At 65.7% G+C, this 24,823-nt stretch carries 26 protein-coding genes and 1 riboswitch; of the genes, 9 read left to right on the top strand and 17 right to left on the bottom strand.

The annotated features are described in order from the left end of the window. The first annotated feature begins 57 nt into the window (after positions 1-57). Entirely contained in the window at positions 58-318 is a 261-nt protein-coding gene (locus ACLH0K_RS11270; protein WP_411376468.1) for a hypothetical protein, read from the top strand. A gap of 87 nt (positions 319-405) precedes the next feature. On the opposite strand, the gene ACLH0K_RS11265 is transcribed toward ACLH0K_RS11270, so the two are convergent. From ACLH0K_RS11265 to ACLH0K_RS11220, 10 genes are all read right to left on the bottom strand, one after another. Further along, positions 406-783, bottom strand: coding sequence for a hypothetical protein (locus ACLH0K_RS11265; protein WP_411373690.1), 378 nt, complete (start codon positions 781-783; stop codon positions 406-408). A gap of 63 nt (positions 784-846) precedes the next feature. Beyond that, positions 847-1,248, bottom strand: a complete 402-nt coding sequence (locus ACLH0K_RS11260) for a fluoride efflux transporter FluC (RefSeq protein ID WP_411373689.1) — start codon at positions 1,246-1,248, stop codon at positions 847-849. Continuing rightward, positions 1,245-1,679 (bottom strand): fluoride efflux transporter FluC, encoded by a 435-nt coding sequence (locus ACLH0K_RS11255; protein WP_411373688.1) that lies wholly within the window; start codon positions 1,677-1,679, stop codon positions 1,245-1,247. Before ACLH0K_RS11255 ends, ACLH0K_RS11260 begins: the two co-directional genes overlap by 4 nt. Positions 1,680-1,694: 15 nt before the next feature. Further along, on the bottom strand, positions 1,695-2,408 hold the full coding sequence (locus tag ACLH0K_RS11250; RefSeq protein WP_411373687.1) for a metal-dependent transcriptional regulator: 714 nt from the start codon (positions 2,406-2,408) through the stop codon (positions 1,695-1,697). A gap of 43 nt (positions 2,409-2,451) precedes the next feature. After that, the gene (locus tag ACLH0K_RS11245) at positions 2,452-3,210 is read right to left on the bottom strand and encodes a class I SAM-dependent methyltransferase (RefSeq protein ID WP_411373686.1); all 759 of its coding nucleotides are present in this window, start codon (positions 3,208-3,210) and stop codon (positions 2,452-2,454) included. An 81-nt stretch (positions 3,211-3,291) separates the two neighbouring features. Then, the gene (locus ACLH0K_RS11240; RefSeq protein ID WP_411373685.1) at positions 3,292-4,707 is read right to left on the bottom strand and encodes an aminotransferase class V-fold PLP-dependent enzyme; all 1,416 of its coding nucleotides are present in this window, start codon (positions 4,705-4,707) and stop codon (positions 3,292-3,294) included. A 37-nt stretch (positions 4,708-4,744) separates the two neighbouring features. Further along, positions 4,745-4,858, bottom strand: a riboswitch (SAM riboswitch). A 161-nt stretch (positions 4,859-5,019) separates the two neighbouring features. After that, the gene (gene hisN / locus ACLH0K_RS11235; protein ID WP_411373684.1) at positions 5,020-5,832 is read right to left on the bottom strand and encodes a histidinol-phosphatase; all 813 of its coding nucleotides are present in this window, start codon (positions 5,830-5,832) and stop codon (positions 5,020-5,022) included. A 48-nt stretch (positions 5,833-5,880) separates the two neighbouring features. After that, a complete protein-coding gene (locus ACLH0K_RS11230; protein WP_411373683.1) occupies positions 5,881-6,996 on the bottom strand; it encodes a ribosome small subunit-dependent GTPase A in 1,116 nt (371 codons plus the stop codon). Beyond that, entirely contained in the window at positions 6,980-8,380 is a 1,401-nt protein-coding gene (aroA, locus tag ACLH0K_RS11225; RefSeq protein ID WP_411373682.1) for a 3-phosphoshikimate 1-carboxyvinyltransferase, read from the bottom strand. The genes ACLH0K_RS11230 and aroA overlap by 17 nt, the downstream gene beginning before the upstream one ends. A 6-nt stretch (positions 8,381-8,386) precedes the next feature. Next, entirely contained in the window at positions 8,387-8,935 is a 549-nt protein-coding gene (locus ACLH0K_RS11220) for a DoxX family protein (RefSeq protein ID WP_411373681.1), read from the bottom strand. 318 nt (positions 8,936-9,253) lie between these two features. Here ACLH0K_RS11220 and ACLH0K_RS11215 point away from each other — a divergent pair, with 318 nt between their 5' ends. Both ACLH0K_RS11215 and rsrA read left to right on the top strand, forming a co-directional pair. Next, positions 9,254-10,018 (top strand): sigma-70 family RNA polymerase sigma factor, encoded by a 765-nt coding sequence (locus ACLH0K_RS11215; RefSeq protein WP_411373680.1) that lies wholly within the window; start codon positions 9,254-9,256, stop codon positions 10,016-10,018. Further along, positions 10,015-10,275: a mycothiol system anti-sigma-R factor gene (gene rsrA / locus ACLH0K_RS11210; protein WP_411373679.1), complete on the top strand. Its 261-nt coding sequence runs from the start codon at positions 10,015-10,017 to the stop codon at positions 10,273-10,275. The genes ACLH0K_RS11215 and rsrA overlap by 4 nt, the downstream gene beginning before the upstream one ends. Positions 10,276-10,385: 110 nt before the next feature. Here the strand turns inward: rsrA and ACLH0K_RS11205 are convergent, their stop codons facing one another. The 5 genes from ACLH0K_RS11205 to ACLH0K_RS11185 all read right to left on the bottom strand — a co-directional run bounded on the left by ACLH0K_RS11205 (position 10,386) and on the right by ACLH0K_RS11185 (position 16,676). Next, positions 10,386-10,460 carry a 50S ribosomal protein bL37 gene (locus tag ACLH0K_RS11205; RefSeq protein ID WP_369299106.1) on the bottom strand — a complete coding sequence of 25 codons (75 nt, stop codon included), beginning with the start codon at positions 10,458-10,460 and terminating at the stop codon, positions 10,386-10,388. 136 nt (positions 10,461-10,596) lie between these two features. Continuing rightward, positions 10,597-11,211: a PadR family transcriptional regulator gene (locus ACLH0K_RS11200; RefSeq protein WP_411373678.1), complete on the bottom strand. Its 615-nt coding sequence runs from the start codon at positions 11,209-11,211 to the stop codon at positions 10,597-10,599. Then, on the bottom strand, positions 11,211-12,038 hold the full coding sequence (locus ACLH0K_RS11195; protein WP_411373677.1) for a DUF4097 family beta strand repeat-containing protein: 828 nt from the start codon (positions 12,036-12,038) through the stop codon (positions 11,211-11,213). The genes ACLH0K_RS11200 and ACLH0K_RS11195 overlap by 1 nt, the downstream gene beginning before the upstream one ends. Before the next feature lie 85 nt (positions 12,039-12,123). Continuing rightward, entirely contained in the window at positions 12,124-12,723 is a 600-nt protein-coding gene (locus tag ACLH0K_RS11190; protein WP_411373676.1) for a GDSL-type esterase/lipase family protein, read from the bottom strand. A gap of 143 nt (positions 12,724-12,866) precedes the next feature. Continuing rightward, entirely contained in the window at positions 12,867-16,676 is a 3,810-nt protein-coding gene (locus ACLH0K_RS11185) for a multifunctional oxoglutarate decarboxylase/oxoglutarate dehydrogenase thiamine pyrophosphate-binding subunit/dihydrolipoyllysine-residue succinyltransferase subunit (RefSeq protein WP_411373675.1), read from the bottom strand. A gap of 524 nt (positions 16,677-17,200) precedes the next feature. On the opposite strand from ACLH0K_RS11185, the gene ACLH0K_RS11180 reads away from it, so the two are divergent. The 5 genes from ACLH0K_RS11180 (at position 17,201) to ACLH0K_RS11160 (ending at position 22,415) form a co-directional block, all read left to right on the top strand. Continuing rightward, positions 17,201-18,556, top strand: coding sequence for a hemolysin family protein (locus ACLH0K_RS11180; RefSeq protein WP_411373674.1), 1,356 nt, complete (start codon positions 17,201-17,203; stop codon positions 18,554-18,556). Then, positions 18,553-19,623 (top strand): hemolysin family protein, encoded by a 1,071-nt coding sequence (locus tag ACLH0K_RS11175; RefSeq protein WP_411373673.1) that lies wholly within the window; start codon positions 18,553-18,555, stop codon positions 19,621-19,623. The genes ACLH0K_RS11180 and ACLH0K_RS11175 overlap by 4 nt, the downstream gene beginning before the upstream one ends. Positions 19,624-19,746: 123 nt before the next feature. Next, positions 19,747-20,724, top strand: a complete 978-nt coding sequence (locus ACLH0K_RS11170) for a metal ABC transporter solute-binding protein, Zn/Mn family (RefSeq protein ID WP_411373672.1) — start codon at positions 19,747-19,749, stop codon at positions 20,722-20,724. Continuing rightward, positions 20,725-21,540, top strand: a complete 816-nt coding sequence (locus tag ACLH0K_RS11165) for a metal ABC transporter ATP-binding protein (RefSeq protein ID WP_411373671.1) — start codon at positions 20,725-20,727, stop codon at positions 21,538-21,540. Then, entirely contained in the window at positions 21,540-22,415 is an 876-nt protein-coding gene (locus ACLH0K_RS11160; protein ID WP_411373670.1) for a metal ABC transporter permease, read from the top strand. Before ACLH0K_RS11165 ends, ACLH0K_RS11160 begins: the two co-directional genes overlap by 1 nt. 7 nt (positions 22,416-22,422) lie before the next feature. Here the strand turns inward: ACLH0K_RS11160 and ACLH0K_RS11155 are convergent, their stop codons facing one another. Beyond that, the gene (locus tag ACLH0K_RS11155) at positions 22,423-22,881 is read right to left on the bottom strand and encodes a Fur family transcriptional regulator (RefSeq protein ID WP_411373669.1); all 459 of its coding nucleotides are present in this window, start codon (positions 22,879-22,881) and stop codon (positions 22,423-22,425) included. A gap of 94 nt (positions 22,882-22,975) precedes the next feature. Here ACLH0K_RS11155 and ACLH0K_RS11150 point away from each other — a divergent pair, with 94 nt between their 5' ends. Beyond that, the gene (locus tag ACLH0K_RS11150; protein ID WP_411373668.1) at positions 22,976-23,632 is read left to right on the top strand and encodes an MBL fold metallo-hydrolase; all 657 of its coding nucleotides are present in this window, start codon (positions 22,976-22,978) and stop codon (positions 23,630-23,632) included. Here the strand turns inward: ACLH0K_RS11150 and ACLH0K_RS11145 are convergent. Continuing rightward, a complete protein-coding gene (locus ACLH0K_RS11145; RefSeq protein ID WP_411373667.1) occupies positions 23,629-24,750 on the bottom strand; it encodes a PLP-dependent cysteine synthase family protein in 1,122 nt (373 codons plus the stop codon). The two genes, ACLH0K_RS11150 and ACLH0K_RS11145, sit on opposite strands and share 4 nt — an antisense overlap. Between the last annotated feature and the right edge of the window lie 73 nt (positions 24,751-24,823).

The raw sequence follows: 24,823 nt of genomic DNA, 5'->3' as shown, positions 1-24,823 counted from the left end.
GGCGCCGGGTCCGCTGTCCTCTTCACAGAGGACGGCTACCTTTTGACAAAGTCGCATGTGGTGGCCGGGACCCAGCGCGGGCACGCTGTCTTCGCGGAGGCAGCAGGTTGGAAGTGGAACTGGTGGGCGCGACCCATTGTCCGGTCTGGCGGTGGTCCACGGCAGGCGCCCCGGGTACCGCCTGCCGAATTCGGCGCCGCAGAGTCCCTGCGCGTGGGCCGACTCGTCGTTGCCGTGGGCAATCCACCCCGTGAAGGATCATTTCCGCCGAAAGTTTGCAGCGGCTGCTTTTCTCCGACGCCATCGGCCAGCCGCTGAATTTCGCGGTGCTGCGCGAGGGCGCGGCAATCCATCTCGTTGCGGTGCCCCGGGATATGACCAGTAACGAAAAGTAAGGCTGGGAGCTTACTGACCGCCGTCGGGCGCCGCGACGTCCACGATGCCCACGAAACGCGACCCCACGCCGTCGAGCTCGCTCCGTACGAACCCGCGCTGGACCGCCGGTACTTGGGCAGGGTCATGGTGGTGGCAGACCACGTACGTGAATTCCGGCCACCACTTCTTGGGACGGGCAGCCTCTTCGTAGCCACATACTGCGCATTCGAGATGCACCCACACAGGACGCTTGCCCGTGCGGTTGGCACGGGACTGCACAAGCCACGGCGGCGGATCGTCCAGGATCGCACCCAGCTCGGCCTCCGTCATCCATTTGGGAAGGCCATGCCGCTGGACCATTTCCAGCGGTACATCAAGGGCAATGGCGGCGTCACGTCTGCTGATCATCACGTTCCACCATACGGGAGGCCGCCAAATCGGCGGCCGGCAGCAAGCCCGTGGCAACCGCGGCTAGGCCGCGAGTATGATGCCTGCCGCGGCCGCGGCGTACCCCAGGACCAGGTTCGCGGCGATATTGAGGGCCGCCGCAGCAAATCGTGATTCGCTCACCAACCGGACAGTGGCAGTGGTCCACGAGCTGAAGGTGGTCAGGCCGCCGGCGAGCCCCGCGGCCAGCCCGGTCTGCCATTCAGGCCCCAGCGCCAGTCCCGCAGCCAGGCCATGGGCTACCCCGCTGATGAAGCACCCCGCCACGTTTACCACCAATGTGGCCCAGGGCCAGTGCGGCCTTGCCTGCCCCTTCCCGGACGACAGCAGGCGGGTGGACGTGTGGTGGGCAAACCAGCTGTCGATGGCAAAACGGAGCAACGCCCCCAGGACGCCAAAGACTCCCACCAGCACTGCAGCAGTCACGGCCGCTCCACCGTCGGAACGCCCACCGGGCCGCGCGTGAGGATCTTGCCCAGCCGCCAGCCTGCCGCTGCAGCGAGCAGCCCCAGGAGCAGCGAGAGGCCCAGGTAGGCAAGCCAGACCAGGTGCTGGCCGGCCCGCGCAAGCTGGTCCACGGCGAACACGACAGCCGAGAAGGTGGTGAAGGAACCGAGGACGCCGGGACCCAGGCCCGCCCTGAGCCAAAAGGCGGTCCGCGGCCGCGCCATCCAGACGGTAGTCAGCGCTGCGAGCACAAAGCTGCCCAGGACGTTGATGACAAGGGTGGCCCAGGGAATATCGTCCGGCTGGTCAGGAAACATAAGCCCAAGCCCGTAGCGGAGTTCAGTGCCAAGGAACCCGCCAACAGCAACGGCAAGCCAGGCCGGCCACCCGGGGATCCCGCGCGGACTCATGCAGCAGTTGGCATTTCAGGCCTCATCCAGCACGCAGCCGGGATGGGGGTGGTCGCTGTGGACCCACAGGGCGGACGTGATCTCGTCCGCGAGATCGTAGTCCCGGGTCCGGCCCGAGTTGCGGATCCGCACCACCAGGGCGCCCCCGAACGGCCTGCGCCCTACAACCTCGACTTCGGCGTCGAGATCGATTTCCTCAGCCGACAGGTACCGGAGCAGGTCAGGATTATCGTCGCTGATCCTGGTGATCCTGCCCGTATGCCCGTTGTCCAGCTCTCCCATCAGGCGGGCAGGCGGCATCAGGACCTTGCCGTCAGCCGTGGGAATCGGGTCGCCATGCGGGTCACGGCTGGGATTCCCCAGTTTCGCAGCCACCCGCTCGATGAACGTGTCCGAGACAGCGTGCTCCAGCAGTTCGGCCTCATCATGGACTTCGTCCCAGCTGTACCCCAGCTGCTGGACCAGGTACGTCTCGATCAGCCGGTGGCGCCGCACCATGGCCAGTGCCAGTCTCAGGCCGGCCCCGGTAAGGGTAATGGCGCTGTAGGGCTTGTGGTCCACCAGGCCCTGGTCCTTCAGTTTGCGGACCATCTCGGAAACCGAGGAATTGGCCACACCCAGCCGCTGGGCGAGCTGGGAAGACGTGATCGGCTTGTCCTGCCATTCGGTGAAGGAGTAGATGACCTTGACGTAGTCCTCGATCGAGGAGGAGGGCGCGCTGGTCTTCACATATCCAAGCCTACCGGTTGGCGCTGCAGCAAGGCCGGGCAGCTCATGCTTTGACTGCCCGCCAGGACAGCGTGAGGTACGGCAGGTTCAGTTCCTCGTCTTCCGAGTGGCCCAGGTGCTCATGCAGGTACCAGTCGAGGTTCGCGAGGACTTTCGCCCGGGTTGCCTCCCCGGCGCGCAGGTAGTAGCTGCGGGACTTGGTGAGCTCGATCAGGTCGTTGGTGCCCACCACGTCCTGCCAGTGGGTCACATGGCCTTCAAGCTGCACGAACTCCGTTCCCACCAGCGGCCGGTGGTCCGGCTTGTACACGTCCCCGGCGTGCATGATCCGGGAGAGCCGGTGCACCCAGGGCACGGAGGTGTCCAGCTGGTTCCAGACCAGCCCGAGCGTGCCGTGCGGGCGCAGGACACGGGCAAGTTCGGTGCTGGCGGCAGGGGCGTCGCACCAGTGCCACGCCTGGGCCACGGTTACGACGTCGAAGCTTGCCGCGGGCAGGCCGGTCGCCTCCGCGGTAGCCAGGACAGCCGTCGCGTCCGGATAGTGCGCCTTCAGCTGGTCGAGCATGTCGGCGGATGGGTCGACGGCGGTGACGGCCAGTCCGCGGGCCAGCAGCAGTTCCGTGAACTTCCCGGTCCCGGCACCAACATCGAGGACATCATGGGCGCCAACCGGCACCAGCCATTCCGCGGCTTCCGCAGGGTACCCCGGGCGGACCTTCTGGTAGTGCTTGCCGCCGTCCTGGAAGCTTTGGCCAAGCTCCCGGCGCCGCCCGTGACCAAGCTTGGGGCCACCCCGAACCACGTGCGGCCTCCTTCAGTCAACGCCCTGCGGTACCTATCGAATTTACCGCATGCGCCGGAAGTGCCTGCGGCGCCCGTGCCCTCAGTCGTCGTTGCAGGGTGCGGCGCCGGCGGTGCCCGGAGTGTTGGGCGCCCAGTGGGGGTAGGTGCGGGTGTCGTTGGCCGGAACCCAGCGGCCGGCGTCAACCACATAGTCCCAGCCGAGGCCGTCACGGCGCAGCTGTGCGACCCCGGCCAAGAGCCGCTCGGCGTCCTCCAGCCGAGAGCCAACGCCAAAGCTGGCGCGCAGTGATCCGGACGGCAGTCCCAGCCGCTTCAGCAGGGGGTGGGCACAGAACCGCCCGTCACGCAGGCCAACGCCGTGCTCAGCCGAGAGGTAGGCCGCAACCAGGCCGGCGTCGTACCCTTCGACCGAGAAGTTGACCACCCCGATGGTGTCCGTGTCCGCGTTGGTGTCCTTGAAGATCTGGTGGACGGTGATCCCTTCGATCTGCTGCAGGCCCTCCACCAGGTAGGAACGGATCGCGGACTCGTGGGCGTGCCAGCGGTCCTGGTCCAGTCCGGCAATGACCTGCGTGGCGCGGGCCAGCGTGGCTGCGCCGAGGACATTCGGGGAGCCGCCCTCGTGGCGGGCCGGGCCGGTGGCCCAGCTGACGCCGTCGAGCTTTGCTTCCTTAACGGCGCCGCCGCCGGCGAGGTGGGGAGTTCCGGCGTCGAGCCAGTCCGGACGTCCCACCAGGACGCCGGCACCGAAGGGGGCGTACAGCTTGTGGCCGGAGAAAGCGACGTAGTCGACGTCGTCCGCGGTGATGTCCACCCGGCGGTGGGGTGCCAGCTGGGCAGCGTCCACCACGATGCGGGCGCCGTGCTGGTGCGCAAGGGCAGCAAGCGCGCGCACCGGAAGAATCTCGCCTGTGACGTTCGAGGCACCCGTGATGGCCAGCAGGCTAACGCCACCCTGCTCAAGTTCCGCCCGGACTGCATCGACCGTGCCGGCGATGGTGTCCGCGGCAACGATGCTGCGGTGCGGGACGCCCTGCCACGGCAGCAGGTTGGCGTGGTGCTCAATGTCCAGGTACAGGACGTCGCCTGCCGGGCGGCCCTCCGCGAGGGGCAGGCAGCCCGCCAGGAGGTTGAGGGAATCGGTGGTGTTGCGGGTGAAGATGACCGAGTCGTCGGGCCGGCCGCCCACGAACTCCCGGACAATGCTGCGGGCGTTTTCGTACACCGAGGTGCTGATCTGGGAAGCATAACCGGCGCCGCGGTGCACACTGGCGTAGAACGGCAGGATCTCGTTGAGGTAGGCGGACACCACAGACAGTGCGGGGGCTGACGCGCCGTAGTCCAGGTTGGCGTACCGGACGTGGCCGCCGGCGATCAGGGGAGCCTGGATTTCCGCGCCGGTGACGGCGGCGAGCGGGCGGCCCGCAATTGCCTGGCGTTCGTCGAAGCCGTTGTCGGTGGAGATGGTGCTGGGGGAGACGGTGGCAGTTGTCACAGAGACCTCACTTCAGGACAGGACTCCGGCATTAGGGAATCCGCGCTTGCCGCATCCGCTCCGGACCGGCCTGGTCGTCACCCGGGGCACCCCACCGCGAATGGAGGGTTGCCGGCCAGCAAACCGGGGTTTTGCGCTGGCACTCGTGACCTGACTAAGAGACTAAAACATGCGGCGGCCGAGTATGAAGCCGGCGCAATTGTTAAGCACTTTGTTACGCCCCGCCGGAAAAGGTGCGCTTTTTCGAAGATTACGACGGCGGGCGCCTCCTTTCGGAGGCGCCCGCCGTCGAATCTTCGGTTGCAAAGGTTCCTAGAGCAGGTCGTCCAGCCCTGGGTTCAACCGCTGCAAAACCTCGGAATGCAGGATGGAGTTGGTGGCCAGGGCATTCCCGCCGAACGGGCCGTCCTCGCCCTCCAGCGAGGTGAAACGCCCGCCGGCTTCCACCACGATGGGCACCAGGGCCGCCATGTCGTACAGGTTGAGCTCGGGCTCGCAGGCGATGTCCACCGACCCCTCGGCCACCATGCAGTAGGACCAGAAGTCACCGTAGGCGCGGGTCCGCCAGACTTCCTCGGTGAGGCCCAGGAATTCGTCGAGGTTGCCGCGTTCCTTCCAGCCGCCCAGGCTCGAGTAGGACAGTGAAGCATCGGACAGGCTGGAGACGTTCGAGACCCGCAACCGGGTGGCTGCGGCAAGTGAGCGGCCCATGTAGGCGCCCATGCCCTTCGCGGCCCACCAGCGCTTGCCGAGGGCAGGTGCACTGACGACGCCGACTACCGGCTCGCCTTCGTCCACGAGCGCGATCAGGGTGGCCCAGACCGGTACCCCGCGGACAAAGTTCTTGGTGCCGTCGATGGGATCGATGATCCACCGCCGCGAGCCGTGGCCAGTGCTGCCGAACTCCTCGCCGAGCACAGCGTCACGCGGACGTGAACGGGAGAGCTGGCCGCGGATGGCTTCTTCTGCGGCCTTGTCAGCGTCGGTGACCGGCGTCAGGTCCGGCTTGGTCTCCACGCGGAGGTCCAAGGCCTTGAAGCGGCTCATCGTCTGGTCATCCACGGAGTCGGCCAGGACATGGGCCAGGCGCAGGTCATCGTTGTAGCTCGAAGCGGGTTGGATCATGCTTCCAAACTACCGTCTGCGAAGGCTTCCGCTGGGAGGTCGCTGCTGTCAGTTGACACTGCCGAGCTCCTTCGTCTCCTGGGCTTCCTCCCGGGGATCCGCTCCCAGGAGCCGCCGCAGGGACGCCAGGCGCGCCTCGCCGGTGGGTCCGGCGTGGCCTCCGGCCACCCACGCGTCGAGGCCGCAGTCCACGGCGGTGGCCGTGTGCTTGCAGCCGCGTTCGCAATCATCAGCACCCGGGGCGAGGTCGGGAAAGGACCGAAGGATCCGGTCCGGGTCCACGTGCGCCAGGCCGAACGAGCGGATGCCCGGGGTATCGATAATCCAGCTGCCCGGAGGTGCATCCGCCAGCCGCAGCGCCAGCGCCGAGGATGACGTGTGCCGGCCCCGCCCTGTTACCGCATTCACTCCGCCCGTGGCCCGTTCCGCGCCGGTCAGTGCGTTGACCATGGTTGACTTGCCGACGCCGGAGTGCCCCAGCATCACGGTGACCTTCCCGTCCAGGTAGGAGCGCAGGGCGGCGACGGCGGCGCTGTCCAGCCTTGCCGAAAGCCCATCGTCGGAGCGGGCGTCGATGCCTGATGCCTGCATGTCGGCGGTGCGGCTGATAATGACCGGAATGTCCAGGTGGATGTAGTTGGAAAGGAGCTCTGTTGGGTCCTTGACATCCGCCTTGGTCACCAGCAGGAGCGGCTCGATGCCGGCGTCGTAGGCCGCCACCAGGGCCCGGTCGATGAAGCCCGTGCGCGGCTCGGGGTTGGCGGCGGCAACCACAATTACCAGCTGGTCAGCGTTGGCCACCACCGCCCGTTCCACCGGGTCCGTGTCATCGGCGCTGCGCCGCAACAGGGTTTTCCGGTCCTGGATCTTCACCAGCCGGGCAAGGGTGTGCGGTGCGCCGGAGACGTCCCCCACGAGCGAAACGAAGTCACCGGCCACCACGGGGGAGCGGCGCAGCTCCCGCGCCCTGGCGGCGATGACGGTGCGTTCGTCGCCGGAGTCCTCACCCACCACCGCCGTGTAGCGCCCGCGGTCCACCGTGATGATGCGCCCGGTGACGGCGTCGTCGTGGCTGGGCCGGTCCTTGGTCCGGGGCCGTGAACCCTTTTTGTTCGGTCGGATCCGGACGTCCGATTCGTCCCAGGAATCAGTGCGCCGGGCCACCGCTCGAACCCTCCGCCACAGCACCGGATTCGTGCCCGGCTCCGCTGCCCTGGGCAACCATATCGGCCCAGAGCCGGGGAAAGTCCGGCATGGTCTTGGCCGTGGTGGCGATGTCCTCCACCTGGACTCCTTCGACCGCCAGGCCCAGGATTGCGCCGGCGGTGGCCATCCGGTGGTCCGCGTAGCTGTGTACGACGCCGGCATGCAGCTTCGCGGGACGGATCACCAGGCCGTCGCTGGTTTCCTCAGCGTCTCCGCCAAGGCGGTTAATTTCCGTCACCAGGGCGGCCAGCCGGTCGGTCTCGTGGCCCCGCAGGTGTGCGATGCCGGTGAGCCGGGAAGGGCCCGAGGCCAGTGCGCACAGCGCCGCGACCGTGGGGGCGAGTTCGCTGGTGTCGGCGAAGTGGCCGCCCTTGATTTCCCTGCCCCCGGCCACCGTGAGGACGCCGTCCCGCAGGGTCACTTCAGCGCCCATGTCGGCCAGGATGGTGCGCCAAAGGTCACCAACCTGCTGCGTCTGCTCCGGCCAGCCCGGAATCCGGACAGTGCCCCGGGATGCCAGGGCTGCCGCCAGGAACGGGCCGGCGTTGGAAAGGTCCTGTTCGATGCGCTGGTCGAAGGCGCGGATGGGACCGGGTGACACTACCCAGTGGTTGGGAACGGAATCATCCACCTGGACTCCCGCGCCACGCAGGACAGCAACGGTCATGTTGATGTGGTCCAGGCTGGGCACAGGCTTGCCCACATGCTCAAGGTGCAGGCCCTCGGTGAACCGGGCGCCCACCAGCAGCAAAGCCGAAACAAACTGTGACGATGCGCTGGCATCGATGACCAGGTGGCCGCCGCGCACGTCCCCAGTCCCCTCGACGACGAACGGCAGCGACGCCGGCACGCCGCCGTCCTCGGCGGAAACGGCGACCCCCAGCGCCTTCAGCGCCTCGATAATGGTTCCCATGGGACGCTTGCGCGCGTGCGGGTCGCCGTCGAACACGCTCGAGCCGTTCCGAAGTGCCGCCAGCGGCGGGACGAACCGCATCACCGTGCCTGCCAGCCCGCAGTCGATCCTGGTAAGCCCCGGCTCCGCGTCCTGTCCCAGCGGTGTCACCTCGAGGTCCGGGCCAAATGCGCCGTCACCGGGTACCTCGGTGATGGTGGCTCCCAGTCGGCGGAGGGCCTCAATCATCAGCACCGAGTCCCGGGAGTGCAGCGGCGCCCGCAAACGGGACGGGCCGTCCGCCAGCGCGGCGAGGACCAGGTACCTGTTGGTCAGGGATTTTGACCCCGGCACTGTGACGGTGGCGTCAACCGGCCGCGACGCGAAGGGTGCGGGCCAGTGGGGGGCGGACGAACCGGCGTCGTCCCGGGTGGCGGCTTCGGAGGTCATGCCTGCTTATGCCCCCGTGGCCTGCTCGACGGCACGGCGTACTGCCTTGTCCGCCTTGGCGAGCTTCTTGTTGGTGGTCCGCCGTGCGTCCGCTGCAAGGTGGGAGGCGCTCTTCCGCGCGTCGGCGGCCAGGTGCTCGGCACGCCACGCAAGGCCTGGCTTTCCTGCAGTGTCCACGGCGGCGAGCAACGCCCCGCCGCTGAGCGACAGGTTCTTCAGCAGCTGGCTGCGGCGCGACTCGCGGGCTTCCTTGCTGCTGATGTCCGCGCTGCGCCATTCCACGAAGGTGTTCAGCAGGGAGATGACCGTGAGCACGGCAGCAGAGAGCCGGGAGAATTTTCCGAGTCCGAAGAGCACACCGGCGCCTATCTGGGTTCCGCCAATCACGCGGGCCAGCATCTTCTCGTCTGCCTGGAACGGCAGTGACGCCGCGGCCTTGCGGAGCAGGGGGGAGAGCTGCTGCGCGGTGTCGTCGTTGTTTTTGAGCTTATCCATTCCGGCGAGAACGAAACTGGATGCCAGCATGGGCCGGGCGAGGGTGCGGACTAAGGTCATGGAATTCCTCCTGGCTGGACGAACCGCGTCAAAGGGGGGCGGAGTCCGTTCTAGTCTTGCACTTTTGGGGAATATTTGCCCAAGGGCCGGGGTTATGGAAAAGCGGGTCCGGAAAGGTCGGGCCGCAACCGAAGTATGGAACTGAACCGCAGGTATGCGATCGGTGCATAAACACGGAAAACAGGGCGGAGCTGGTCCTTGCGGCAGGTATTGGACGGAATTGATGCAGTTGGCCCCGTGGCTGTCCGCCTGATGGAGGCAGAGGGCCCGGAGTATGGTACGGCGCGTGCCGGGAGCCTGACAGTAGACTTGAAGGCAATGAACACCCTGGATCCGGCCGTGTCGGCCATGTACGAGGCGTCAAACGACGAAGCGAAGGGCGCATCCGGAACGGCGCCCGAGTCCGCAGCGGCTGAAACCCCGCAGGACGGAGCGGAGGCAGCTGAAGCGGTGGTGGACGTCTCCACTGAAACCGTGGAACAGCGGCGCCTCCGTTTCGAGCGTGACGCCATGCAGTATGTGGACCAGCTGTACTCCGCCGCCATGCGGATGGCACGGAACCCTTCGGACGCCGAGGACCTCGTCCAGGAGGCGTATACCAAGGCGTTCTCTGCCTTCCACCAGTACAAGCCGGGGACGAACCTGAAGGCGTGGCTGTACCGCATCCTGACGAACACCTACATCAATCTGTACCGCAAGCGGCAGCGCGAACCGCTCCAGTCCAACTCTGACACCATCGAGGACTGGCAGTTGGCGCGGGCCGAATCACATACCTCAAGCGGGCTCCGGTCCGCGGAGGCGGAGGCGCTGGATCACCTTCCGGATTCCGACGTCAAGCGCGCGCTCCAGGACATCCCCGAGGAATTCCGCCTTGCGGTGTATTTCGCCGACGTCGAGGGGTTCGCCTACAAGGAAATTTCGGACATCATGAACACGCCTATCGGCACAGTGATGTCACGGCTCCACCGCGGCCGGCGCATGTTGCGGGACATGCTGGCGGAGTATGCCGCCGAGCGGGGATTCAAAACGGCCGCGGATGGACAGGAAACGGCTGCAAGCACACAACAGGAGAACAGGAAATGAGCGACTGCCAGGGATTGGGCGATTGCGACGACACCCGAATGCAACGCATCTACGAGTACCTTGACGGCGTCTTGACCCGTGAGGACATCACGGAGATCAAGAACCACCTTGATGAGTGCCCGGAGTGCACCGAGCAGTATGACCTTGAATGCGTCATCCGCAACATGGTCAAGCGCTCCTGCACCGAAGCTGCCCCGGAAAACCTGAAACACGCCATTTTGGACCGGATCCACGGCATCCGGTCCGTGGACGCGTAGGGGCCCGCGGCAGGCTTTCCCGCCGGCACCATTGGCCTTGAATAACGAAGGACCCCGGAAACCGAGTGGTTTCCGGGGTCCTTCGTTTGAACCGTAGTCCCTGGCTTTGCCTAGGTGTTGGGGCGCTTCCCGTGGTTCGCGCCGCCACGCTTACGGTCACGACGCTTGCGTGCACGCTTGCTCATAGCTGGCCTCCTTACTTTTCGGTACTCAAAAGAGCTGCCCTCCAGTCTCCCACATCCTCAGACCACCCGCGAACCGGTAACCGCCGCATGACCTGCACCGCCCTGTGCCGTGCTGGTCCAAGAAGGTTGGCACGGCCTAGGACGTGAGCGTGCTCCGGATGGCAATTCCCGCCTGCTCCAGGACAGTGCGCATGGTTTCGAGGGTGACAGGATCCAATGGCCGGTTCCGCGCATGCCGCCGGAGTTCGGTGCGGAGATCGTCCCGGAATTCCTGGAGCATCAGTTCGGCATCCTTGAGCGGGCGTACGCCGTCTGCGGATATGCGGCCGCCTGGAATCCGGAACTCCGCAGTCCCGGCTGCGCTCCTCGCGGCCTCGGCTGTGGCAGCAAGGTCTGCCCGGAGCCCACGCATATTGCTGCGGATATCGTTTCGGAGCCCGTCAGCGAGCCGGCGCACCGAGGCGGAGATGTCATCCTCCACGCCCGCCAGTTCATCCCGCCGCCTGTCCAGTTCCGCCCGTCCGGCTGCCGTGATGTGGTAGTTGGTCCGGCGGCCGGCCGACTCCGTGGCCACCAGGCCTTCCTCCTCGAGTTTCCCCAGGCGGGGGTAGATGGTTCCGGCGCTGGGGGAGTAGGTGCCGCCGAAGCGGTCCTTCAGTGCTTTGATCAGCTCGTAGCCATGCTTGGGGCCGGACTCGAGCAGTGCCAGAAGGTAGAGGCGCAGGGCACCGTGCGCGAAAACCGGGGGCACTAGAGCGCGGCTTCCGGGGTCCCGGTCGGTGCGCGGTGAAGGATCGAGGTCGTGCCGGAGACGGAATTGGTCCGTACTAGCATCAGCTGGCTGTCGGGGCCCGCGATGGTCTCCACCTTCCCGCCCAGCTGGGCATAGCGCTGGTTGTCGATCACCAGGGCGCCGCTGGCTGTTTTGGCCACAATGTCCACTCCGACGTCGTGCGGCAGACGGATGGTGAGGTCGCCGGAAACCGAGTTGGAACCAAAGTCCCGGGTGAAGCCGTGCAGGTCGAAGCTCAGGTCGCCGCTGACGGTGCTGGCGCGGACACTGGTGAACTCCCCGGACGCAGTGACTTCCCCGGAAACGCTTTTAGCTGTCAGGACGCCGCGGTGGTTGCGCGCGGACACCTCTCCACTGACAGTGTTGACGTGAAGTTCCCCTTCCGTGCCGTCCGCCATGACAGCTCCGGACACCGTATTGAGGCGCGTTTGCCCGGTGACACCGGAAGCCAGCCCGTCACCGCTGACGATTCCGGCTTCCACGTCGACCCCCACGGGAACCGCGATGCTGATGACGGCCGAGTTAGCACTGTTGTGGTTCACCGTTCCCATCAGGTTCTTGAACCACCCCTGCGCGCCGTGAAGCTGGTGCCGGATCTCCAGCCGCCCGGCCGTTACACTGACGTCCACCGGATCCCCGTGGACATCCGAGATTTCGATGCGCGTGACGGGCTCCTGGTGCGTGACGATGTCGAACCGGCCGTGCACCATGCCCAGCTTGAGGAAGGTGACACCGTCGACGTCTATGGTCTGCGGGCTGCTGACGGTCCAGTTCTGGTCGGACATCGGAACCTCCAAAGGCGATATATCGCGTGTAGCAGCCACGTTACAGCGGCTAGATGCGCAGGTCAAGATATATCGCGAACAGGAATCAGGCCGGAGCTTCCATCCCCAGCCATTGGAACCAGCCGCGGTGAAGCACCAGCCAGGCCATCAGCCCGTATCCCGCCTGCCCCGGAGTTCCTGCGTTCGCGGCCAGGTCCTGGCGCCACTGCTCATGGTTCAGCAGGGGCGAGAATGTGTCCACGTAAAGGTGCTTGCGGCGCGTGGTGACGTCCGCGAAGGCGGTATTGAGTTCGTCCAGCCGCCGGTTCTGGGCGGGGTCCAGGGTGGGCGGCGGGCCCACGACGAAGACCTCGATCCGGTTCTGCGAAGCGGAATCCAGGATGTTGGCGAGGTTGAGCCTGCTGCGGGCGGTGGATAGGCCGAATTCAATGTCCCGGCCGGAGAGGCCGATTACCAGGCGGTTTTCCGCCTGGTCGCTGAAACGGCGGCCGGCCTCTTCCAGCCACCGTGCAGCCAGGCCCTCGGTGCCTTCCTGCGGGCAGGGGAGGGCGTAACTTTCCACCAGCACACCGTCCTGTGGAGTGCGGGCCAGGACACGGCCCAGCCAGCCAAGGGCCCTGGGATCCCCAAGTCCGGCCAGCAGTTCATCTCCTACAGCTGCAATGCGCAGCTTCCTGTCTTCCACGCGATCCTCTTTACTTCAGTCCCTGGCCGCTGCCACCGTCTACTGCCGCCGCTGCGGAAGCACGGGCGGCGCTGTTTCTCCATTAAACAGAACTGCCCGGCCGGAGTCTGGTATTTCGACGTCCGGCCGGGCAGCCTTACTGCTTACTTCCGTGCAAATGCCTGCTTCAGGAGCACATCCTGTTCCGCGGCGTGCCGCTTCATGGAACCGGCGGCCGTGGAAGCCGACGCGGGACGGGATACCAGCCGGATCCGGCGGTCCACCGCGTCCGGCAGGTTCAGGCCGATGAACGGCCACGGTCCCTGGTTGGCGGGCTCGTCCTGGGCCCACACAACCTCGGCGTTCGGGTACTTGGCGAGCTCGGCCGCGATCTCGGCGTGCGGCAGCGGGTAGAGCTGCTCCACGCGGACGATGGCAGTGGTCTTGTCGCCGGTCTTCTGCCGGGTGGACAGGAGATCGTAGTACAGGCGGCCGGACACCAGCAGGACGCGTTCGACGGCGTTTGCATCCAGCTGCTCATGTTCGCCGATGACCGGGCGGAACGAGCCGCTGGTGAAGTCCTCGACGGAAGACGCGGCAGCCTTCAGGCGGAGGAGCTGCTTGGGCGTGAAGATGATCAGCGGCTTCCGCGGCCGGCTGTACGCCTGGCGGCGCAGCAGGTGGAAGTGCGAGGCAGCCGTGGTGGGGTTTGCCACTATCATGTTCTCTTCGGCGCACAGCTGCAGGAAGCGTTCGATCCTGGCGGAGGAGTGGTCCGGGCCCTGGCCTTCGTAGCCGTGCGGCAGCATCAGCACCAGCGAGGAGCGCTGGCCCCACTTCTGCTCGGCGGAGGAAATGAACTCATCAATGATGGTCTGGGCACCGTTGACGAAGTCGCCGAACTGGGCTTCCCAGAGGACCAGTGCGTCCGGGCGCTCCACGGAGTAGCCGTACTCGAAGCCCATCGCCGCGTATTCGGACAACAGGGAGTCGTAGATCCACAGCTTGGCCTGGTTCTCGGAAAGGTTGCCCAGGGGCACCCATTCCTGCCCGTTGGCGCGGTCGTGGAACACGGCGTGGCGCTGCACGAACGTGCCGCGGCGGGAGTCCTGGCCTGCAAGGCGAACGGGCACGCCTTCCATGATCAGGGAGCCGAAGGCCGCAATCTCGCCGAAGCCCCAGTCGATGCCGCCTTCACGGGACATCTGTTCGCGCTTCTCGAGCAGCTGCTTCAGCTTGGCGTGGACCGTGAAGCCCTCGGGAACCTCGACGTGCGCCTTGCCGATCCGGGCCAGGGTCTCAGCCGAGATGGCGGTGGACACGGGGGCGTTGGCGCCGGAGTCCGACTGTTGGGCGATGGGACGCTCGATATCGGATACAGCCGCCGAGTCCGCCGTAACGATGGGGATCGGCGAGGTCTGGGCTGCGTGGGTCTCGGCAAAGACGCGTTCCAGCCGTTCCTGGTAGTCGCGGAGCAGCTGCTCTGCTTCTTCCTCGGTGATGTCGCCGCGGCCGATCAGGGACTCCGTGTACAGCTTGCGCACGGAGCGCTTGGCTTCAATCAGGTTGTACATCAGCGGCTGGGTCATCGAGGGGTCGTCGCCCTCGTTGTGGCCCCGGCGCCGGTAGCACACCATGTCGATGACAACGTCCTTGTGGAAGCGCTGGCGGAACTCGTAGGCGAGCTGGCCGATGCGTACCACTGCTTCGGGGTCGTCGCCGTTCACATGGAACACGGGCGCCTGGATCATCTTGGCCACGTCCGTGGAGTACGTGGAGGAACGCGAGGAGGACGGCGCCGTGGTGAAGCCCACCTGGTTGTTGACCACGATGTGGATGGTTCCGCCCGTGCGGTAGCCGCGCAGCTGGGACAGGTTGAGGGTTTCAGCAACCACGCCCTGGCCGGCGAAGGCAGCGTCGCCGTGGACCACGATGGGCAGGACGGGGAACGACGCTCCCTGGTCCAGGCGGTCCTGCTTTGCGCGGACGATGCCCTCGAGCACAGGGTCTACGGCTTCCAGATGGGACGGGTTGGCCGCCAGGTAGACCTTGGTCTCCTTGCCGGTGTCCGAGGTGAAAGTGCCCTCGGTGCCCAGGTGGTACTTTACGTCGCCGGAGCCCTGGACCGAGCGGGGGTCCTGGGTGCCCTCGAACTCGCGGAAGACCTGTGCGTAGGTCTTGCCGGCGATGTTGGTTAGCACGTTCAGGCGGCCGCGGTGGGCCATGCCGATGGCAACCTCGTCCAGGCCGTCGTCGGCAGCGTCCGACATGATCGCGTCAAGCAGCGGGATCAGGGACTCGCCGCCTTCCAGCGAGAAGCGCTTCTGGCCCACGAACTTGGTCTGGAGGAACGTTTCGAAGGCCTCGGCCGCGTTCAGCTTGGAGACGATCCGGAGCTGCTCTTCCCGGCTGGGCTTGGAGTACGGGTGCTCCAGCTGGTCCTGGAACCACTTGCGCTCGGCCGGTTCCTGGATGTGCATGTACTCAATGCCGGTGGTGCGGCAGTAGGCATCACGCAGGACCCCGAGGATGTCGCGGAACTTCAGCATCGGCTTGCCGCCGAAGCCGCCCGTGGGCCATTCGCGGTCCAGGTCCCACAGCGTCAGGCCGTAGGTGAGGACGTCCAGGTCCGGGTGCTTGCGCTGGACGTACTCGAGCGGATCTGTGTCTGCCATCAGGTGCCCGCGGACGCGGTAGGAGTGGATCAGCTGCTGGATCCGGGCCACCTTGTTAATCTCGTCGGCCGGGTCCACCTGCTTGTCGGCGCTCCAGCGTACGGGCTCGTACGGGATGCGGAGGGCTTCGAAGATCTCATCGTAGAAGTTCTGCGCGCCCAGCAGGAGCGAGTGGACCAGCTTGAGGAACTCGCCGCTGCCGGCGCCCTGGATGACGCGGTGGTCATACGTCGAGGTCAGGGTGAGGACCTTGCTGATGGCGTTCTGGGCGATGATCTTCTCGCTGGCGCCCTGGAATTCGGCGGGGTAGTCGAGGGCGCCGACGCCGATGATGGCAGCCTGGCCCTTGGACAGGCGGGGCACCGAGTGGACGGTGCCGATGCCGCCGGGGTTGGTCAGCGAGACGGTGGTTCCCTGGTGGTCCTCCGGGGTCAGCTTGCCGTTGCGGGCGCGCTTGATCAGGTCCTCGTAGGTGTGCCAGAACTCGGCAAAATTAAGGGTCTCGGCCTTCTTGATGTTCGGAACCATCAGCAGGCGGGTGCCGTCCGGCTTGGGCATGTCGATGGCAATGCCGAAGTTGACGTGTGCGGGCTGCACGGCAACGGGCTTGCCGTCCACCTCGTCGTAGTACACGTTCATGGACGGGAACTGGGAGAGCGCGCGGATGACCGCATAGCCGATGAGGTGCGTGAAGGAGACCTTGCCGCCGCGGGCGCGGGCGAGGTTGGAGTTGATGACCACGCGGTTGTCGATCAGCAGCTTTGCGGGGATGGCGCGGACGCTGGTGGCCGTGGGGACCTGGAGGCTGGTGACCATGTTGGTGGCGATGGCCTTGGCAGGTCCGCGAAGGACGGAGACGACGTCCTCTTCCGGTGTGGTGGGCGCCTTGACATTCTTCGGCAGCTGCGCGGGGATCGGCTGTGATCCCGTTGCGGCCTCGGTCTTCCTGCCGCCGTCCTTGGCGACAGTCGCGGGAGCCTTCTTCACGGGGGCCGGGGCTGCAGCCGGTGCGGGAGCGGGCGCGGCCGGGGGAGCGGCAGGAGTTGCCGCCGGCGCCGGTGCCGGGGCCGCAGGAGCCGCATTCACGATCGGGATCTCCTTGGTGGGAGGGTTGGCTGCGGTCTGTCCCGACGTTCCATTGGAAGAAGAACTGCTGCCCGAGTCGAACGATTCGAACAGCGGCCACCACTTGGCATCCACAGCGTTCTTGTCCTGCTGGTACTGCTCGTACAGTTCGTCAACGAGCCACTCGTTTCCGCCAAATTCCTCTGGTAGACGGTGGCTTGGCTGCTCTGGCACTTGAAATACGCCTCTTCCATGAGTTTGATTTCTCTCCGGCCCCACGGTGCCTCAGCACTACGTTCGAACCAGTCTCTGCGTCCTCTGAACCCAGACCTTTGCAAGTCTAGTAACCATGTTGTGCCAACTGCCAATAAGGGTGACCCAAATCATGAAGTAACGTGGAAACCCCGAAATATGGCGGTTTGCAGCGTCTGGAACCGGGGGGTCCCGGGACAGGAAAACAGGGCGTTTCGGGGCGCCGTGAACAGCCGGGGCGCGGGCACCGGCTCCTGTAGACTGAAATCCTTATGGACAGTAAATCTAGGTGCCGGCCTGGGGGCTGTCAGCGGAGCGCAAAGAGCAGCGCCGCACAGTCCACCCGCAGAGCCGGCAAACCCCGAACACGCGCCCATCACCAGCCTGCGGTCCGTCCGGCAGCGGCCAGCAGTGAAAGAACGTCGGTTTCCGCCGACCATCCTCCGCCGGACCGATACCCCGGCTTGCCGCACTGCCTCCGCCGTACTAATCGGGCGGGATGCTGAATGGAGTGGCTTTTCCTTGCAGCGGGCCTGCTGCTCATCGCCGGGACGGGTTTCTTCGTTGCCGTCGAATTTTCCCTTATTGCCCTGGACCAGCCAATGGTCCAGCGTGCTGTTGACGGCGGCGACACGGGCGCCATCCCGCTGCTGACGTGCCTTAAATCCCTCTCGACCCAGCTCTCAAGCTGCCAGCTGGGCATCACCCTGACCACGCTCCTCACGGGTTACGTGATGGAGCCCTCGGTGGCCCAGCTCCTGGAAGCCCCGCTGGCCGCCGTCGGACTTCCCGGCGTTGCCATCGCCTCCATCTCGCTGGTCCTGGCTATGGTGCTTGCCACGCTGCTCTCGATGCTGCTGGGTGAACTGGTGCCCAAGAACATGGCCATTGCACTGGCCTTCCCGGTGGGCAGGGCACTGGCCCGGCCCCAGCTGATCTTCACGGCCGTCTGCAAACCGGCCATTGTGCTGCTCAACGGCTTCTCCAACAAGGTGCTGCACGTCTTCGGGTTGGAAGCCAAGGAAGAGATTTCGGGTGCCCGGACACCGGCAGAACTCGCTTCGCTGGTCCGCCGGTCTGCGGCCATGGGAACGCTGGACCCCGGCACTGCCAACTTCATCGCCCGCACCCTGAACTTTTCCGGCAGGACGGCGGCGGACGTGATGACGCCGCGAATCCGTGTGGAAACCATCGACGCGGACCAGTCGGTTGCTGAGGTCGTTGCCGCGGCGCGCCGAACCGGCTACTCACGGTTCCCCGTCATTGGCGACTCGGCGGACGACATCCGCGGCCTGGTCCATGTGAAGAAAGCAGTGGCGGTGCCGTGGGAGCGCCGCCAGAACCTGGAGGCCGGCGCCATCATGACGGAGGTGCTCCGCGTCCCGGAAACCATCCACCTGGATGCCCTGCTGGCTGAACTCCGCGATGGGAACCTGCAGCTCGCCGTCGTGCTTGACGAATACGGCGGCACCGCCGGGATCGCCACCCTGGAAGACCTGGTGGAGGAGATCGTGGGCGAGGTCGCGGACGAACATGACAGGGTGCGGCCCGGCCTCCTGCAAAGCGCCTCCGGGGATTGGTATTTCCCCGGGCTGCTCCGTCCGGATGAACTTTCCGAACAGATACCCGGGCTGAGCGTCCCGGACGAGGCAGCCTACGAGACGGTAGGCGGATATGTGATGAGTAAGCTCGGCCGGATCGGCGCTGTTGGCGACACCGTCCCGGTAGGCGGCGGAACCCTGAGCGTCACCCGAATGGACGGCCGGCGCATCGACCGAATCTGTTTCCGGCCGGCGCGGCCGGAAGCAGAGGCCGGAACAGCAAACGAAGCCATTGCACCCGGCGACAGGATCGAACAATGAGCGACTTGGCCGGAATCCTGTGGCTTGGCGTCCTCCTGCTGGGCAATGCGTTCTTCGTCGGCGCCGAATTTGCCGTGATGTCTGCCCGGCGCAGCCAGATCGAGCCCCTTGCGGAGGCGGGCTCCAAGCGGGCGCAGACCACGCTGAAGGCCATGGAAAACGTGTCGCTGATGCTGGCGTGCGCCCAGCTCGGCATCACGGTGTGTTCCCTGCTGATCCTGCTCGTGGCGGAGCCGGCAATCCACCACCTGCTGGCGGTTCCGCTGAAGTCTGTGGGCCTGCCGATGGAAATTGCCGATGTGGCGGCATTCGCCGTCGCGCTGATGCTGGTGACGTTCCTTCACGTGACCTTCGGCGAGATGGTTCCCAAGAACATCTCGGTGTCAGTGGCGGACAAGGCCGCGCTGCTGCTGGCGCCGCCGCTGGTATTCGTCTCCCGCATAGTCCATCCGGTGATCTCCGTCCTGAACTGGTCCGCGAACCATATCCTCAAGCTGTTGCGGATTGAGCCGAAGGATGAGGTGAACTCTTCGTTCACGCTGGAGGAAGTCCAGTCCATCGTCCAGGAGTCCACGCGCCATGGCCTGGTGGACGACGACGCCGGCCTGATCACCGGCGCACTGGAATTCTCCGAGCACACCGCCGGGGACATCATGGTTCCGCTGGACAACCTTGTGATGCTGAAAGCGGCAACAACCCCCGTGGAGTTCGAAAAAGCCGTGAGCCGCACCGGTTTTTCCCGCTTTCCGATGCTGGATGACGAGGACATGCTCTACGGCTACCTCCACGTCAAGGACGTCCTGTCCATTCCGGAACAGGCCTATGAGCGGCCCATCGCCGAGAGCCGTATCCGGTCGCTGGCAAACCTTGCGCTGGATGACGAAATTGAAAAGGCGATGTCCGTCATGCAGCGGTCGGGCTCGCACCTGGCAAGGGTCATCGGCCCCGACGGCAACACCCGGGGCGTGCTTTTCCTCGAGGATGTCATCGAGCAGCTCGTGGGCGAGATCCGGGACGCCACCCAGGCCACCGGCATCCGCCGGCTTGGGCATTCGAACGGCGCGTGAAGCGGTTCTCCTGCCCGTACCGGCAGGAGAACCGCTCATTAGGCAAGACTAAATAGGAATGATTCCTATTTGCTAATAAACTCGGAGGGTCGCTTTTCCTCCCCAGTGAACTGAGGTTCCTTCGTGCGCCGTCCCGCCGTTGTCCGTTCGTCCGTGGCCGCCCTCGCCGGGCTTGGCCTTCTGCTCAGCGCCTGCAGCCCCCAAGAGGAGTCGACGCCTGCTGCCGACGGCATCAACGTCGTAGCTTCCACGAACGTCTATGGCGACATCGCCAAGACCATCGGCGGGGACAAGGTCACCGTCACCGCCATCATCACCAAGACCAGCCAGGACCCGCACTCCTACGAAGCAACCGCCCAGGACCGGCTTGCTGTGTCCAAGGCCGACCTGCTGATCGAAAACGGGGGCGGCTACGACGACTTCCTGCATACCCTCGCGGGGGGCAGCAACCTCGACGGCGGCAGGGTCCTGAACGCCGTTGAGCTGTCCGGGTTGGCCCACCCGGAGGGGGAAGCGGCCTCCACCGAAGCCACCGCCGCCGAATCCGAGGACGCACACGCCCACGACCACGGCGAATTCAACGAGCACGTCTGGTACAGCCTGCACGCCATGGAACGGCTCGCCGAAAATATTGCGGCCAGGCTGGGAGAGCTGGACCCCGCCTCCGCACAGACGTTCGAGGCCAACGCGGCAGACTTCACGGCCGCACTTGAGGGACTGCACGGACAGCTCGACGCGCTGAAGGGGACTGCTGCCGGGGCCCCGGTGGCTGTGACGGAGCCGGTCCCGCTCTACCTGCTGGAAGATGCAGGCCTGGTTAACGCCACACCGGGGGACTACACTGCTGCGATCGAGGAAGGCTCCGACGTGCCGCCGGCTGTGCTCAAGGCCGCCACGGACCTCGTTGCGTCCGGATCGGTCCGCCTGCTGGCCTACAACCAGCAGACTGAGGGTCCCCAGACCGAGGCGCTGAAGAAGGCAGCTGAAACGGCGGGAGTTCCCGTGGTGGATTTCAACGAGACGCTGCCCGAGGGCAAGACGTACATGCAGTGGATGACGGAGAATGTGGACAAGATCAGCAAGGTTCTGGAGAACAAATAGTTGAAACCCGTCGTCAACCTCACCGGGGCGTCCCTGAAGTTCGGCAAGCGGACGCTTTGGGACAACCTGGACCTGGACATCAAGCCGGGCGAATTTTTCGCTGTGCTTGGTCCAAACGGCAGTGGCAAGACCAGCTTCCTCAAGGTCCTGCTGGGGCTGCAGGAACTGCACCGGGGGAGTGCCGAGCTTGGTGGCCGGCCGGTCGAGCGGGGCAGCAGCCTGATCGGCTACATCCCGCAACAGAAATCGTTCGCCCCGGACACCCCGATGCGCGCCCGCGACCTGGTGGGACTTGGCGTGGACGGCCACCGGTGGGGACTGCGGTTGTCCTCTGCCAGGGCGAACCGCAGGATTGACGAACTCCTCGAGCTGGTGGGCGCCACGGACTACGCGAAGGTCCCCGTAGGGCAGTTGTCCGGCGGCGAGCAGCAGCGGCTCCGGGTTGCCCAGGCGCTTGCCACCGACCCGCAGGTTTTCCTCTGCGATGAACCGCTGCTGTCTTTGGACCTGCACCATCAGCAGGCGGTCAGCGCGCTAATCAACAGGCAGTGCCGCGAACAGAACAGCGCAGTGGTGTTCGTGACGCATGAAATCAATCCCATCATCGACTACGTGGACCGGGTTCTTTACCTGGCCGGCGGCAGGTTCAAGGTGGGGACACCGGAAGAAGTTATGACCACGGAAGTCCTCTCCGACCTTTACGGCAGCCATGTGGAAGTCATCCATGCCAACGGGCGGATCGTTGTGGTGGGGCTTCCGGACGCGACCACCCACCATCACGCTGAACAGCACGATCTGGCAGGGGAGGCCGCCTGATGGACGCGGACAGCATCCTCGGGGCGATCTTCAACTTCGAAAATTACGGCGAGCTACTGGTCCTGGTACAGAATTCCGTCTGGGCCGGCGCCGTCCTCGGCCTGCTGGGCGGCCTGGTGGGCACGTTCGTCATGAAGCGGGACCTGGCTTTCGCAGTGCACGGAATCTCCGAACTCTCCTTTGCCGGCGCAGCCTTCGCGCTGCTGATCGGCGCGGACATCGTGATGGGGTCGCTGGTGGGATCCGTGGCGGCGGCTTTGCTCCTGGGCCTGATGGGCGTCAAGGCCAGGGACAAGAACTCCATTATTGGCGTCATCATGCCATTCGGCCTCGGGCTGGGCATCCTGTTCCTGTCCCTGTACGAGGGCCGCGCCGCCAACAAGTTTGGCCTGCTCACCGGGCAGATCGTTTCCGTGGATACCGTTCAGCTGCAGGCCCTCGCGGGTACCGCCCTGGTGGTGATGGCGGCCCTGGTGGTTATCTGGCGGCCGCTGAACTTCGCCAGCGTGGACCCGGAACTTGCAGAGGCCCGCGGTGTACCGGTGCGCCGGCTGGGCATCGCCTTTATGGTGCTGCTGGGCATCAGTGTTGCGCTCTCGATCCAGGTGGTGGGCGCCCTGCTGGTGCTTGCCCTGCTGATTACGCCGGCGGCAGCGGCATTGCGGGTGACGTCGTCCCCGGTGGCGGTGGTTGTCCTAAGCGTCGTATTTGCCGTTACCGCAACGGTGGGCGGGATCCTGCTGGCCCTGGGCGGACGCATCCCGATCAGCCCCTACGTCACCACCCTGTCCTTCCTGATCTACGTGGTGTGCCGGGTGATCGGCTCCGTACGGGCGGGCAGGGGTATCAACGGACGGGTCCTGCAGCCGCACTAGCCGGGCGCTACAGCTTCCCGGCAGCCTTGAGCGCCGTGCAGTCGGGGCAGAGGCCAAAGATCTCCACGGTGTGGGCCACCTCGGTAAAGCCGTATTCGGAAGCTGTGCGGGCTGCCCAGGTTTCGACGGCGGGCGCCTCCACTTCCACGGCTTTGCCGCAGTTCCTGCAGAGCAGGTGGTGGTGGTGGCCGGTGACGGCGCAGCGCCGGTAGACTGCCTCGCCTTCACCGTTGCGCAGCACATCCACCAGGCCCTCGTCGGCCAGCGACTGGAGGATGCGGTAGGCGGTGGCGAGCGAAACCGACACGCCCTGGTTCTGCAGGATCCGGTACAACTCCTGTGTGCTGACAAAGTCATCAAGCTCATCCAGGGCAGCGCTGACGGCGCGGCGCTGCTTGGTGACGCGTTGTTCCTTACCGCCGGCCCGGGATGGCGGGGTGGTGTCAGCCTTGGCGCCGAGCGGCATGGGCGACCTCGCTTCCGTGGGATTGTGGCAAAGATACAGGTTACCAGCCCGTGCTTCGTGGACACTGTTCCGGGCCGGACCCTAGGCTGGCGCTATGAAGCTGACGAAATACTCCCACTCCTGCGTGCGGCTGCAGAAGGACGGCCGGGTCCTGGTGCTGGACCCGGGGAACCTTTCGGAAACAGCGGAAGCGCTCGCCGGTGCGGAGGCGGCGCTGATCACCCACGAACACGCCGACCATATCGACGTTGAAGCCGTGGCGGGTGCCCTCCGCGCCGCTCCGGATTTTGCGGTGTTTGCCCCTGCCGGAGTCGCCGACCAGTTGCGGACGGAGGCGCCGGAGGCCGTTGCCCGGATCAACGCCGTGGCGCCGGGAACCACCCTCGAAGTGGCGGGGTTCGCGGTCCGAAGCTTCGGCGGCCAGCACGCCCTGATCCATCCGCAAATCCCCGTGGTGGCGAACATCGGCTACCTGATCGACGAAAACGTCTACCACCCCGGTGATTCGTTCATCATTCCCGATGGCATCAGCGTCAAGACCCTGCTGGTTCCGCTCCACGCGCCCTGGAGCAAGTCGGCGGAAGTGCTGGATTTCGTCATCGGCGTCCGGGCGCCGCGGGCCTTCCAGATCCATGACGGACTACTCAATGACAACGGGCTCAAGATCGTAGAGGGCCACGTCAAGCGGATCGGTGCGAAGTACGGGACGGAGTACGTGCATGTCCGTCCCGGGGAGTCGGTGGAAGTCTAAGCCGCGTCCGGGTCCCAGGTCCCGGTATCGAAAAACTCCGTGATCACTCCCTGGTAGGGCCGGGGGTCCAGGCTTTGGGAAGCCAGCCAGGCTTCGTTGTAGTAATTGCCCGCATAGCGTTCGCCGCCGTCGCACATCAGGGTGACCACGCTGCCGCGGCGCCCCTCCGCGAGCATGCCGGCAACCAGCTGCCAGACACCCCACAGGTTGGTGCCGGTGGAAGGGCCGGCGTGCAGGCCTGCAAGGTCCTGCAGGTGCCGCATGGCGGCCACCGATGCGGCATCGGGGACCTGGACCATGCGGTCGATGACGGACGGCACAAAGCTTGGTTCCATCCGCGGCCGGCCGATGCCCTCGATCCGGGAAGGCAGCCCCGCAGGTGCGCTTTCGGTGCCCAGCCAGCCCGGGTAGAAGGCCGAGTTTTCCGGGTCCACCACCAGCAGCCGCGTAGGGTGGCTGTGGTAACGCAGATACCGGCCGATCGTGGCGCTGGTGCCGCCCGTCCCGGCCCCCACCACAATCCATTCCGGGACAGGGTGGTCCTCCAGCTCCAGCTGGCCGAAGATCGATTCGGCGATGTTGTTGTTGCCACGCCAGTCAGTGGCCCGTTCGGCATAGGTGAACTGGTCCATGTAGTGTCCGTTGCTTGTGGCAGCCACTTCCTCGGCCGTCGCATAGACATCCGAAGCGTGGTCCACCAGCAGGCAGGAGCCGCCGAACTGTTCGATCAGCGCAATTTTCTCCCGGCTGGTTGTCCGTGCCATGACGGCGATGAATGGAAGGCCCAGCAGCTGTGCGAAGTAGGCTTCGGAGACCGCCGTGCTGCCGCTGGAGGCCTCCACGATGGTGGTATCGGCGCGGATCCAGCCGTTGACGAGACCGAACAGGAACAGCGATCTGGCCAGCCGGTGCTTGAGGCTGCCGGAACGGTGTGTCGATTCGTCCTTGAGGTACAGCTGGACGCCCCAGTGTTCCGGCAGCGGGACGGAGTAAAGGTGGGTGTCCGCCGAGCGGTTGTTCTCCGCCCTGATTTTGCGGATTGCCTGGTCCGCCCACTCCCGGTCCGGCCAGGCGCGGCCTGCCCAGTCAACACTTCCGCCGCTGCCGTCGATTATCACCGAACCAGCCTACCGGCGGCGGGACGGCGACCGGCCTAGAGTGGAACCCGCTGGACTTTTGACGAGCGAAGGA

Source organism: Arthrobacter sp. MPF02, from assembly GCF_046605375.1.
Lineage (GTDB): Bacteria > Actinomycetota > Actinomycetes > Actinomycetales > Micrococcaceae > Arthrobacter.
Note: the sequence above shows the minus strand (reverse complement) of the source record. Positions and strands in the feature narration are given on the sequence as shown.